This window comes from Rhizobium sp. RSm-3 (assembly GCF_001854685.1).
GTDB lineage: Bacteria > Pseudomonadota > Alphaproteobacteria > Rhizobiales > Rhizobiaceae > Rhizobium > Rhizobium ecuadorense.
In genome coordinates, this window is the sequence record NZ_MAWZ01000035.1 from 235,062 (window position 1) to 247,581 (window position 12,520).

Consider the following 12,520-nt stretch of genomic DNA (forward strand, 5'->3'; position numbering starts at 1 on the left):
ATATTTACAGGGCGGCGGGCATTGTTCGGCCGGCAGCGGGCTCGACGAGTTCGTGGTATAATTTCAGGACATCGCGTGCCATGACGGCCGAGGAAAACACCGCCTTCACCGCCTCGGGCTTCGGCATCGTCCTGGCGTGCCAGTCGGGCGTGCTCAGAGTTTCCGCCATGACGCGGGCGAGGTCGTCGGGATTTCCCGCCTCCACAAGGGCTGCGCTGTCGGCGCCGAGCACTTCGGGAATGCCGCCGACACGGCTGGCGATGATCGTCTTGCCGGCGCCGAGCCCCTCGAGCACGATATAGGGCATGGCTTCGGCGCGCGAGGGAACGACGAGGTTCTGCGCCATGGAGAAGGCTTCATGGACCCGCATCGCCGGCAGCATGCCGATGCGCTTGCCGAGGCCGCGTTCGACCATCATTTCGCGGTAGCGGTCGCGATCCGGTCCGTCGCCGATCATCAGCGCCGACAGCGGCCGGCCGAGCAGCCGTTCGGTTTTGGCGAAGGCATCGACAAACAGATCGGGACCCTTGAGGTCCCGGAGCATTCCCACATAGATGAAATGCACGGCATCCGAGCGGGTGGGGATCGGCTCGAAATCGCGCTCGGCGATGCCGTTGTAGATCAGTCTCGTCTTCGTCCGCGGCTTACCGACCTTGCGCGCATAGGTGTCGCGCTCATATTCGCAGATGAAGACCAGCGCATCGGTGAAATATTCCTGCAGGCGCTCCATCCTGAGGACGAACTGTCCACTGAACGAGGAACGCGAATAATGCAGGCTTCCGCCATGCGCGGTATAGAGGCGGGCTACGCGATACCTGTTCACCCGCAACGCTGAGCCGGCAAGTCGCGCGAGCACGCCGCCTTTGGCGCCGTGTCCGTGCAGCACATCCGGCCGCAAACTTTTGATTTTCTTGTATGTATCCCACATCGTCGCAATATCGGACGGGCTGATCGAACGCCGGATCGGCACCCGTGTCAGGCCAAGCGACAGATAGGGACGGATATCGTCGAACAGGCTGTCCTCGTACTCGCCGCCGGTCGAGCTGTCGCAGAGGATGCCGATATGATGACCGGCCTTGCTGTGCTCCTCGACGAGATCGCGGACATGGCGGAAAATCCCGCCGACCGGCGATCTGAAGCAATGGAGGATGCGGAGCGGCTTCTGTGTTGCCATCGCTCAGAAGAGCCGTTCGCGAACGTAGATCGTGTCGCCGGCGATGATCGGCCCCGATATGTTGATGCGGCCGGTCAGCACCTGTCCGTTGATCTTGCGGGTGACGTCGACCATGCTCTGGTTGGCGCGGCTGGTGAAGCCGCCGGCGACCGCAATGGCATTTTGCACCGTCATGCCGGGGACATAGGCGTATTGGCCGGGTTGGCCGACTTCGCCCATGAGGAAGATCGAACGGTAGCGATCGACATCGATGGTGACGTCGGGATCGCGAAGATAGCCCTGCTGCAGTTTCTGGGCGATCTGCCCCGAGAGTTGCTGCAGGGTTCGGCCGCGGGCAGGGACCTGGCCGATAAGGGGGAAAGCGATATAGCCGGCCTGATCCACCGTATAGGTGTTGGTCAGGCTCTGCTGGTCGAAAACGGTAACGCGCAACCGGTCGCCGCTATCCAGCGTATAGGGCTGAATGGTCGCCTCGTTGAACGCCTTCGGAGCCGGCTTGTACGTCGTGCAGCCGCCCAATGCCGCCGTCATGGCTGCAAGGCTCAGGGCCAAAAGGATCTTGGGCTGGACGACAGACATCCGTTGGTGCTCACAGAAAATGAACTCGGTAGAGCCGTTATCGATCCGTTAGGGTTAATGCCCGGTAAAGGCCGCTTGCAATTTCCCACTATCCTTTGGCGGCGGTTGCTCATTACTCGGCAGGATTACCATTAACCGTTGAGTTACCATGGTCGTTTACGCTTGCGGCACCTTTGTTGTGGAGTAACAGCATGTCCGGCGTAGCGCGTGATCAGGATGTGGACATCGACCTCGGCCAGTTGGTCCGCGCCGTTTGGGCGCGCCGGCTCAGGATTCTGGCGATCACGCTTGCGGGGGCGGGCGTCGCCTTTACAGGCGCCAAGATCATGTCGCCGCAATATCGCAGCGAAACACGTATTCTGATCGAACCCCGCGCGCCGGCCTTCGCCAGCACCCAGCAGGTCAACGACGCCGGCGCCGGCCCGCTGATGGACGAGCTGAATATCGCCAGCCAGGTGCAGCTGCTGCAATCGGCCGATCTCCTGAAGAAGGTGATCAACGATCTGAAGCTCTACAACCTGCCGGAATTCGACGATGCCGCCAACGGCTCGGCGATGAGCAGCATTCTGGTGAAGCTGCACCTGAAGAAGAATCCGATGGAGAACCCGCCGGAAGAGCGGGTGATCGACGCTTTCGTCGAGCGCCTGCAGGTCTATCAGGTGCCGGGTTCACGCGTCATCGGCGTCAGCTTCACCTCGAAGGACCCGAAGCTCGCTGCCGCCATTCCGAACGCCATGGCCAATGTCTATCTTTCGACCCAGAGCGGCGCCAAGCTCGATTCCAATTCGGAAGCGACGCGCTGGCTGGAGCCGGAGATCGAGGGCCTGCGCCGCAAGGTCAGCGAAGCCGAGAAGAAGGTCGCCGAATACCGCACCTCGCACGGGCTGCTGCAGACCAACGGCACCACCACCTTTCCGGCCCAGCAGCTGAACGACATCTCCGCCGAGCTGACCCGCGTGCGCGGCGACAAGGCCAATGCCGAGGCGAGGGCGCAGGCAGTGCGCAATGCGCTGTCTTCGGGCGAGGCCTCCGACACGCTGCCCGACATCATGTCCTCCCAGGCGATCCAGCGGCTGAAAGCGACGGAATCCGGCCTGCAGTCGCAGATCTCGGATCTGCAGACCAGCCTTCTCAACAATCATCCGCGGCTGAAAAGCCTGCGCGCCCAGCTCGCCGATATCCGTACCCAGATCCGCCAGGAGACACAGAAAATCCTGACGAGCATCGAAAACGAGTCCAATGTCGCCGATCTGAGGGCCAGCGAGCTTGAGCGCCAGTCGGACACGGTGCAGGCCAACAGCGCCCGCGCCGGTGAGGACGAGGTCGGCCTCAATGCGCTGGAGCGCGAGGCGACCGCCCAGCGCCAACTGCTCGAAACCTATCTGGTGCGCTACCGCGAGGCCGCTTCCCGCGCCGACAGCAATTCGAGCCCGGCCGACGCCCGTATCGTTTCCAAGGCCATCGAGCCGGTCGATCCCTATTTCCCGAAGGTGGTGCCGATCGTCGTCGTCGCTGCCGTCGCCACTTTGATCCTGAGCGCCATCGTCACCATGCTGGCCGAACTTTTCAGCGGCCGGGCGCTGCGTCCCATCGATGTATCTCCTGAGACGATCGAAGCGGAAACCCTCGTCGAGGAGAGGGATGCGCCACAGGCCGCCCCGGTTGCCGCAACCCCCAGAAAGCCCGCCCAGCCGAGCATGCTCGCGGTCGTCGGTGATGACGATACGATCGAAGACGTGCCGGTTGCCGAGGAGCCGCCGGAGGACGACAATGAATTCTCCGTCGCCTCCGTTGCGGATTATCTCACCGGCAGTCGTGCGCCGCTGGCAATCGCAATATCCCCGACCGGTGACAATGGCTCGGCGGCGACGGTTTTGCTGACCCGCATGCTCGCCGACGCCGGCCGCCGCGTCATCCTGATCGACATGACCGGTTCCGGTCATCCCACGGAACTGATGGCCGAGGACCAGGCCGCTCCAGGTGTTACCGATCTGCTGTGCGGCGAGGCCGCCTTCGGCGACACCATCCACGGCGACCGCCTTTCCGACGCCCATCTGATCCCCCAGGGCCAGAGCGACGTGCGCCGCGCCATGCGCGGTGTCGACCGGCTGTCGCTGCTGATCGACGCGCTTGCCGCCGCCTATGACCTCGTGGTGGTCGAATGCGGTTCGGCCGATGTCGCCGGTGTCTCGCGGCTGACGCGCAGCCGCGATGTCGAGATCATTCTCTCCCTGCCGGAGATCGAGGAGACGATCTTCGTGACCCTGATGACGGAATTCCAGGCCGCGGGCTACGAGCGCGTCGTGCTGATGTCGGGTGGGGAAGGGGGCGAGCAGACGCTCGGCCAGGCGGCCTGAATCTCTAGCCGATCCGTGCCCGGATGTTTTGGGCGAATTTATAGAGCTTCGGGCGCGCTTTGATATGCGCCTTGCCGCGGGTGACGATCCGGTGCGCCGCACCGGCAGCGACGCCCAACGGCGAGACCGGCAGCACCACGTCGTAATGCGCGGTCTCCACAGGCGCCCAGGAGCGTTTGTAGGTCTGGTCGCCGAGGCCGAAATCGAACAGCGCGATACCTTTGCCATGCAATCCCGAGATGGTCTGCCAATAGAGGAATTCGCCGGGGCTGGTATCCGGCACCAGCTCTTCATCGATCGCGCCGAACTGGCAGATGATATGGTCGCCCTTGCGCGAAATCCCTGAAATCGCGGCGACCCGGCCCTCATTCTCGCCCTTGAGCCGCAGCACATGCATCTGCAGCCCGAAATATTGCCTGCCGTCATCCCGCTTGTCGATCAGGCCGTGCAGGAAGGCCTGCGTTTCCCGGTCGGCAAAGACGTCGGGCAGGCCGAGGCTGGCGAAACGGGCGCTCTTCAGCCGGAAGAAGATATCGACCAGGTGGTGCTGTTCTTCCGTTGCCTCGGGGACAAGATATTCGAAGCCGCCGGCCGCCTCGAGACGTTTCGATTGAACACGGAATTTCTTGCGCCGGTTCTTGGCGTTGAGCTGCTTCAGCGTCTCCTCGAAGGCGGGAAAGAACGGCAACTGATAGGCATGATTCTGGTTCTGCACCATCGGCAGCCCCGTGAGCGGGGTCTGTCGCCCGCGCCATTCCAGCGGAATGTTTTGTAGGAGCAACAGATCGGCCCGGCCTTTGAGCGCCTGCTGAAGCTGGCCGGCGAGCTTGCCGGCATCGATGGTCCCGCCGGTTTCGGCAAAGCCTTCCGAAAACAGGCCGGTATTGATGTTGCTGTGATCGGCGGCGATGAACTTCGCCACGCCAAGCCCACGCGACCTGACGATTTCGACCGGCAGAATGAAAGCGGTCTCACCGGCATGGGTGCCTTTGAGGATCGCCAGCGGCCGTTGAAAGGCGCCCACCCAGGCGGCGCACCAGTCGTAGCTCTGATGCAGGGACTGGAGATTGTCACGCTCCAGCGCCCGCCAGTCGTCCTCCAGCGGCTGCATTGCGTCGAAGACTTCGATATCGACTTCGGCCATGGCGAGTTTCATGCTCAGCTGACGCAGGCGCGAAATGGCCGTCTGGGCCAGCGCCATGTCTTCCGACGGCTGTTCATGAACATCGAGCTTTTGCGTCTGCACGGGTTTTCTCCGGTCAAGAATGCTGAACGGGAAGGTAGGAATGCAGGACGTATATTTGGTTTACTCGCGCGCGCTGGGCGAGGTTTTCCACCGATCACGGTTATTCGGCCGTTAATGGCCTATTGCTGCCGCGGCCCGGCCATCCATTTGATGATCACCATCGCCGGCAGGACCCAGAGCAGGCCGGTGAGCAGGAAATAGAGCAGGTGGCCCCACCAGGGCGCGTTGCCGAGCGTTGCCACCGCGATCGTATTCGCCACCAGCGCATAGACCAGTACGAGCACGATGATGAGGATCGTGCCGATGAATTTGCGGAGGCGGACGGGCATCAATTCTCTCTCGGCAGGGACGGGGCGGACCGGCGCGACGGCATGCCGCAAAGGTTCGGGGCTTGTTTTGCATGAGCCGGTGGGGCAAATCAACTGCCGGATAGAAGGAGACATCATGGCCGTCGCAAACCCGACCACGGAAAAGGCGATCCTGAGCGAAGTGCAAAAGCAGAACCGCGACCGCCGCGCCTTGCGCTTCTGGCTTGGTTTCGTGCTGTTGGCGCTCTTCTGCCTCGTGCTCGTCGGCGGCGCCACCCGGCTGACCAATTCCGGCCTGTCGATCACCGAGTGGAAGCCGATCCACGGCGTCATCCCGCCGCTGTCGGCCGCCGAATGGGAGGAGGAATTCCGCCTCTACCAGCGCATTCCCGAATTTCAGCAATTGAACAGCGCCATGACTGTCGATGAGTTCAAGGGCATCTTCTGGTGGGAATGGGCGCACCGGCTGATCGCCCGCGGCATCGGCGTGATTTTCGCGCTGCCGCTCCTGTTTTTCTGGCTGACCGGGCGGATCGAAAGGCGCCTGCGCTGGCCGCTCGTCGGCATCCTGGCGCTCGGCGGCCTGCAGGGATTTATCGGCTGGTGGATGGTGTCTTCAGGCCTGTCCGTCCGCACCGACGTCAGCCAGTACCGGCTGGCGACGCATCTCGTCATGGCCTGCCTGATCTTTGCCGGCTGCATGTGGATCATGCGCGGCCTCTCACCGCATTCCAGCGATCCGGCGCCGGCCCGCAGTTCGCGCGGTTTTGCCGCCGCGATCGCCATTTTCGCGCTGTTCCAGATCTATCTCGGCGCACTGGTGGCGGGGCTCGACGCCGGCTTTTCCTACAATACCTGGCCGCTGATGGATGGCGCCGTCATCCCGTCGGATCTCCTGATCCAGCAGCCCTTCTGGATCAATGCCTTCGAGAACCCGAAGACGGTGCAGTTCATCCACCGCATCGGCGCCTATACGCTTTTCGCACTGACCTTGATCAACATGGTGATCGCGCTTCGCGCCGCATCCTGGACCACCCATGCTCGCCGCGCCGTCGTGCTTTTCTCGCTGGTGACGCTGCAGGCGGCGATCGGCATCGCCACGCTGCTGATGCAGGTGCCGCTGCACTGGGGCCTGCTGCATCAGGCCGGCGCCCTGGTGGTTTTCGGTTTCGCCGTCGCCAACTGGCGCGGATTTTACGGCGAATATCCGCACGCGACGGCGATCGCGGAACACGACTGAAGCAGTGGCGTCAGGCGTTTAACGCAGTACCCCATCGAGCAACGGCATGCCGATGATCGCGGCGGCGGCGATCAGGATGTAGCAGGCGATGCGGAAGGTCCGCTCCTCGGCGAGCCCGAACAGTTTCGAGCCGCCGTAGAGCCCGACCGCATAACTCGGCAGGATGACGGCGGTCAGCGCGAAGACGGCAGGCACGAACAATCCGCCGACGTAATAGCTGATGGCGCTGAAGACCGACGAGATCGAGAAATAGAGCACGACATTCGCCCTGACGCGGGTGAAGTCGCTCTTACCGCCAAGCCAGTAGGCGACGACTGGCGGTCCGCCGAGCTGCGCGGCGCCGCTGAAAAGCCCGGCGATCAGGCCGATACTGCTGCTGAGCGCTGCCGACGGCGCGCCGTGATAGCGCCATCCCGATGCGAGAAGCGCAAGCAGGGCGATGGCGATGAGGGTGATGCTCCAGCGTAAGAGCAGCGGGTCGAGCAGCGCCAGCATCGCCGTGCCGGCCGGCACGCCGAATGCGGCGCCGGCCGCCATGACGAAGACCTCGGGCCGGTTGGCGCCGCGCCAGGCAGGCGGAATCATCCCGAGGGCCGCGATGCCGTCGATGACGAGCAGGATCGGCGAGACCAGCTTCGGCCCGACGATCGCGCCGGCGAGCGGAATGAAGATCAACGCGGCGCCGAAGCCCGAAAAGCCACGGGCGAGTCCGGCGACGAAGGCGAACGCCATCAGCGCATAGATGCCATGGTCGGGCAGGGCGGCGGCAAACCAGGCGTGCACGCCGGCGATAAGCGCGTCGAGCGTCATGACGTCACGAGGCGAGCATCAGGTCCATGTTCTGCACGGCGGCACCCGAGGCGCCCTTACCGAGATTGTCGAGCAGCGCCACCAGATTGACCTGGGAACCGCCCGGCGTGCCGAAGACGAAGATCTTCATCGTGTCCTTGCCTTCGAGTTCGACGGCGTTGACGCGGGGGAGCGCCTTGCTTTCGGCGAGCGGAACGACCGTGACGATCTCCTGGCCGGCATAATGAGCGGTGAGGGCGGCATGAATGCTTTCCATGGTCGTGCCCTCGGCGAGATCGCCGAGATGCAGCGGCACCTGCACGATCATGCCCTGCGCGAACTTGCCGACCGACGGCGAGAAGATCGGCGCACGGTCGAGCAGGCCGTGCACGGTCATCTCGGGCACATGTTTGTGGGTGAGGGGAAGGCCGTAGAGAAAATGCGGCGCGGTGATCGCATCCGGGTGATCCGCATTTTCCATCTGGGCGATCATCTGCTTGCCGCCGCCGGTATAGCCGGAGACGGCGTTGACCGTCACCGGATAACCGTCCGGCAGGAGACCGGCGGCCCGCAGCGGCCGGATGAGGCCGATCGCGCCTGTCGGATAGCAGCCGGGATTGGCGACAAAGCGGGCGGCTCTGATCCTGCCCGCCTGCGCGCCGTCCATTTCGGCAAAGCCATAGGCCCAGCCGGGATTGACGCGGAAGGCGGTCGAGGTGTCGATGACACGGACATTGTTGTTGGCCGAAACCATCTGAACCGCTTCCTTGGATGCGTCGTCGGGCAGGCAGAGAATGGCGATATCGGCGCTGTTCAGCATGTCCTCGCGCATGGCGGCGTTGCGCCGCTCGGCTTCGGGAATGGACAGAAGCTCGACATCGCGGCGACCGGCCATGCGCGTCCGGATCTGCAGACCCGTCGTGCCGTGTTCGCCGTCGATGAAGATTTTCGGTGCCATGTTAACCTGCGCTTTCAATGGGTTCAGAAGATTTCCGGATTCATTTTGGGATAATTGGTCAGCCTTGTGACACGGCGATGGCGCGTCGCTCGGCATGAAGCCCCAGCATATACATCGCCACCGTTGCCCCCGCAATGGCGGTGATATCGGCATGGTCGTAAGGCGGCGATACCTCGACGACGTCGGCGCCGCGGATATCGAGCTGATGCAGGCGCTGCAACACCGAGAGGATCTTGGCGCTCGACGGCCCGCCGGCAACCGGCGTGCCGGTGCCCGGGGCAAAGGCCGGATCGAGGCAATCGATATCGAAGGTGAGATAGGCAGGCGCGCCGCGCGTATGCGAGATGATCGCCGAGGCGATGTCGCCGGCGCTCATCTCCTCGACCTGATGGCCGTAGAGAATATTGATGCCGCAATCCTCCGGCGCATGAGTGCGAATGCCGATCTGGATCGAACGATCGGGATCGATGATGCCCGCGCGGGCGGCGCGTGCCACGAAGGAGCCGTGGTCGATGCGCCGGTCTTCGTCGAACCAGGTGTCCTGGTGGGCGTCGAACTGCACCAGTGCCAGCGGACCGTGTTTCGCAGCATGGGCTTTCAGCAGCGGCCAGGTGACGTAGTGATCGCCGCCGAGCGTCACCAGGAAGGCGCCGCTGTCGAGGATCACGTTCGCCTGGCGTTCGATGGCATCGGGCGTATCCTGATGGTTGCCGTAGTCGAGCAGGCAATCGCCATAGTCGATCACCGCCATCTCGGCGAAGAGATCGCGGTTGAAGGGATATTGCGCGTCATTGTCGAAGATCGCCGAGGCGCGCCGGATCGCCTGCGGCCCGAAGCGCGTGCCCGGCCTGTTCGACGTTGCCGCATCGAAGGGAATACCCCAGACCGCGACGTCGACGCCGGCAAGCTCCTTGGTGAAGCGCCGGCGCATGAAGGACAGCGCTCCGGCAAAGGTCGGGTCGCTGGCGGCTGAAGTGAGGCTGGTCGCCGTGAAGGCGTGATCAATCGATCTGTTCGCCAAGTCATGCTCCTTTTTTTCGGTCGCAGAACCATCGTCGCGTTCAATGCGGACGCTGCATTTGCAGGATGCTCGACGTCAAAGCGTCGGTGCCTGGTCCGTGCGAAGGAATTGGCCGATCCGTCGCGCAGACAGGGGTAGGCGAGGTGCGCACGGATTTCAAGCAGTCGTTCGGACGACGGCCGCTCGTCGTTATCGCGCGGCCGTCCTTCTCGTCGCTGTCAGGCCGGTTCTCGCAGGCACCACAATCCAGAAAGGGTCGTCGGCGCGGTCACGCAGACATAACCCACGAGCGGCCAGGCACTGTCGCCGCCGAGCAGAAGCACGAATAAGGATCCGGCAAAGCTGACGATGATGCTCTGGATGCACGAATAGAGCGCGACGGCCGTTCCTGCCATGTCCCCAAAGGCGTCGAGCGCACCATTGGCGGCGACTGCTGTGGCAAAGACGATTCCGATTGCGATGATACACATCGGCCCGACGAAGCTGAGAAGCGAAGGCTGCAGAAACAACTCGCCGAAGGCCAGCAGCGCGGCGCCGAGAAGCAGCATGGCCATGCCTCTGGCAAGGCTGCCGGCGATGCCCCAGCGCATGACGAAGCGCTTGGCGAACCGCGCCGTCACGATCATTACCAGCGCCACAGTGGCAAAGGCGACGCTGAAGCCGATGCCAGAGAAGCCGGCTTTATCGATCAGGATGCGGGGTGCCGTCGAGAAAAAGACGAAGAAGGCGCCCATCGCCGCGCTGAAGCCGGCTGTATAGACCCAGAACGGAGAGCTTGTGAGGATTGGGCGCAGAGCGATCTTCGCAGTGGCCGCTGGGCGGGTCTCATGCCACCGCATGCCGGCGTTGAGAAGGGCGGCAACCGACAGCAGACCGACGACGAGAAAAATGGCGCGCCAGCCGAAGTGATCGGCGATCAGGGCTCCGGCGATCGGGCCCAATGCGGGCACGAAAGACAGGATGGAGCCGAGAAGGCTATAGATCGTGCTGCTTTCGGGACGCCCGGCGTAAACGTCACGCACGGTTGCGAAGGTCGCGACCATAGCCGCCGACGCGCCGATCGCCTGCAGCAACCTCAAGGCCACGAACAGCGGTGCAGAGGAGGAGCAGGCAAGCAAGAATGAGGCAGCGGCGAAGAGCGCCACCCCGCCGAGCAGAACGGGTCGCCGCCCGATAATATCGGAGATGGGACCGAAGACGATCTGTCCGGCACCGAGCGCAAGCATGTAGAGGCTGAGGGTCAGTTGGATGACCGCAGGCGAGGTGCCGAGCGCCTCCGGCATCGTCGGCACGACCGGCAGATAGATATCCATGGCAAGCGAGGCCAGGATGTCGAAAGGCGCCATCAGCAGCAAGGCTGCGGGCACGGAATAGGTCCAGCGCTGGATTTTGGAATAAGACATGGGAAAGAACCCGCTCAAATGATTTCATTCGGCGGCGATCTGTCTTTTCATCAGTATCGAATTTGGCCGGACAGACGCCGCAACAACAGGGCAGAGTTGTTGCGGCCTATCTGTCTGCGGACTTGGTTGTTCCCATCATGCGACCTTAGCTGCTGCTTCGCACGTTCCCGAAGCGCTGTTCCGGATTTCTACCAGCGGAACCGGTATGCGGCAAATGCGTGCTGGCGCAGGCTATGCCGAGAATTTTCATCGAACGCGCAAAACAAAAAGGCCGGGTTTCCCCGGCCTTCGTAAATTCCGTCTGTCCGAAGCGATTAACGCTTGGAGAACTGGAAGGAGCGGCGGGCCTTTGCCTTGCCGTACTTCTTGCGTTCGACGACGCGGCTGTCGCGGGTCAGGAAGCCGCCCTTCTTCAGCACCGAGCGCAGGCCCGGTTCGAAGTAGGTGAGCGCCTTGGACAGGCCGTGGCGAACGGCACCGGCCTGGCCGGAGAGACCGCCGCCGGCAACGGTTGCGATGATGTCGAACTGGCCGTCACGGGCAGCCGCGACGATCGGCTGACGCAGGATCATCTGCAGCACCGGACGAGCGAAATATTCCGCGAATTCCTTGCCGTTGACGATGATCTTGCCGGAGCCCGGCTTGACCCATACGCGGGCAACGGCGTTCTTGCGCTTGCCGGTCGCGTAGGAGCGGCCGAGCGAGTCGACCTTGCGGACGTGGGCCGGAGCAGCAGCTTCGGAAGCCGTGCCGAGATCCTTCAGAGAGGAGAGGTCAGCCATGATCAGGCGCTCCTTACGTTCTTTTTGTTGAGCGCGGCAACGTCGAGGGCGACCGGCTGCTGGGCTTCATGGGGATGGTTGGAGCCGGCGTAAACGCGCAGGTTCTTCATCTGGCGACGGCCGAGCGGGCCACGCGGAACCATGCGTTCGACGGCCTTTTCGAGGACGCGCTCCGGGAAGCGGCCTTCGATGATCTGGCGTGCGGTGCGTTCCTTGATGCCGCCGGCAAAGCCGGTGTGCCAGTAGTAGACCTTGTCGGAATACTTCTTGCCGGTGAAAACGACCTTGTCGGCATTGATAACGATGACGTTGTCGCCGTCGTCAACGTGAGGCGTGAAGGTTGCTTTGTGCTTGCCGCGCAGGCGCATAGCGATGATGGAAGCGAGACGGCCAACGACCAGCCCTTCGGCGTCGATGATCACCCACTTCTTCTCCACCTCTGCAGGCTTCTGGGAGAAGGTTGCCATAGTGAATACTCTCTTTTGAGACCCTTGGCCCGAGGGCTTGAAGGGCGTTTCTTGTTGCTTGGATTGACAGGCTTGCGGCATGCCAAAAAGAAAGCAGCCCGGACAGGCTGCGTTCTGGCGCGGTGTATAAAGGGAACGTGACATGGGGTCAATATCGACTTCCCCGAGGCTTGGAAAAAATTACAAGCAAAAACAA

Annotated in this window: 12 protein-coding genes; 2 read left to right on the forward strand and 10 right to left on the reverse strand. The window is 62.9% G+C overall.

The genetic code is table 11. The features are described 5' to 3' along the window. Nucleotides 1-4: 4 nt before the first annotated feature. Both BBJ66_RS24035 and BBJ66_RS24040 read right to left on the reverse strand, forming a co-directional pair. Nucleotides 5-1,174 carry a glycosyltransferase family 4 protein gene (locus BBJ66_RS24035; protein WP_071090402.1) on the reverse strand — a complete coding sequence of 390 codons (1,170 nt, stop codon included), beginning with the start codon at nt 1,172-1,174 and terminating at the stop codon, nt 5-7. A gap of 3 nt (nt 1,175-1,177) precedes the next feature. Further along, nucleotides 1,178-1,753: a polysaccharide biosynthesis/export family protein gene (locus BBJ66_RS24040; RefSeq protein WP_003573986.1), complete on the reverse strand. Its 576-nt coding sequence runs from the start codon at nt 1,751-1,753 to the stop codon at nt 1,178-1,180. A gap of 191 nt (nt 1,754-1,944) precedes the next feature. On the opposite strand from BBJ66_RS24040, the gene BBJ66_RS24045 reads away from it, so the two are divergent. Further along, on the forward strand, nt 1,945-4,110 hold the full coding sequence (locus BBJ66_RS24045) for a GumC family protein (RefSeq protein WP_071090405.1): 2,166 nt from the start codon (nt 1,945-1,947) through the stop codon (nt 4,108-4,110). Between the two features lie 4 nt (nt 4,111-4,114). Here the strand turns inward: BBJ66_RS24045 and BBJ66_RS24050 are convergent, their stop codons facing one another. After that, entirely contained in the window at nt 4,115-5,356 is a 1,242-nt protein-coding gene (locus tag BBJ66_RS24050) for a GNAT family N-acetyltransferase (protein ID WP_049734024.1), read from the reverse strand. A 119-nt stretch (nt 5,357-5,475) separates the two neighbouring features. Continuing rightward, nucleotides 5,476-5,685 carry a DUF2842 domain-containing protein gene (locus tag BBJ66_RS24055; protein ID WP_003573983.1) on the reverse strand — a complete coding sequence of 70 codons (210 nt, stop codon included), beginning with the start codon at nt 5,683-5,685 and terminating at the stop codon, nt 5,476-5,478. 115 nt (nt 5,686-5,800) lie between these two features. Between BBJ66_RS24055 and BBJ66_RS24060 the strand changes: the two genes are divergently transcribed. Further along, nucleotides 5,801-6,904, forward strand: a complete 1,104-nt coding sequence (locus tag BBJ66_RS24060; protein WP_049734025.1) for a COX15/CtaA family protein — start codon at nt 5,801-5,803, stop codon at nt 6,902-6,904. 18 nt (nt 6,905-6,922) lie between these two features. On the opposite strand, the gene BBJ66_RS24065 is transcribed toward BBJ66_RS24060, so the two are convergent. From BBJ66_RS24065 to rplM, 6 genes are all read right to left on the reverse strand, one after another. After that, the gene (locus BBJ66_RS24065; protein ID WP_049734026.1) at nt 6,923-7,714 is read right to left on the reverse strand and encodes a sulfite exporter TauE/SafE family protein; all 792 of its coding nucleotides are present in this window, start codon (nt 7,712-7,714) and stop codon (nt 6,923-6,925) included. A 4-nt stretch (nt 7,715-7,718) separates the two neighbouring features. Continuing rightward, nucleotides 7,719-8,651 carry an N-acetyl-gamma-glutamyl-phosphate reductase gene (gene argC, locus BBJ66_RS24070; protein ID WP_049734027.1) on the reverse strand — a complete coding sequence of 311 codons (933 nt, stop codon included), beginning with the start codon at nt 8,649-8,651 and terminating at the stop codon, nt 7,719-7,721. Between the two features lie 58 nt (nt 8,652-8,709). Further along, complete coding sequence (gene speB, locus BBJ66_RS24075) at nt 8,710-9,672, reverse strand: agmatinase (protein ID WP_049734028.1); 963 nt, start codon at nt 9,670-9,672, stop codon at nt 8,710-8,712. Between the two features lie 218 nt (nt 9,673-9,890). Further along, complete coding sequence (gene cml / locus BBJ66_RS24080) at nt 9,891-11,075, reverse strand: CmlA/FloR family chloramphenicol efflux MFS transporter (RefSeq protein WP_049734029.1); 1,185 nt, start codon at nt 11,073-11,075, stop codon at nt 9,891-9,893. 314 nt (nt 11,076-11,389) lie between these two features. Further along, nucleotides 11,390-11,857, reverse strand: coding sequence for a 30S ribosomal protein S9 (rpsI, locus tag BBJ66_RS24085; protein WP_049734030.1), 468 nt, complete (start codon nt 11,855-11,857; stop codon nt 11,390-11,392). 2 nt (nt 11,858-11,859) lie between these two features. Continuing rightward, nucleotides 11,860-12,324: a 50S ribosomal protein L13 gene (gene rplM, locus BBJ66_RS24090; protein ID WP_010069368.1), complete on the reverse strand. Its 465-nt coding sequence runs from the start codon at nt 12,322-12,324 to the stop codon at nt 11,860-11,862. Between the last annotated feature and the right edge of the window lie 196 nt (nt 12,325-12,520).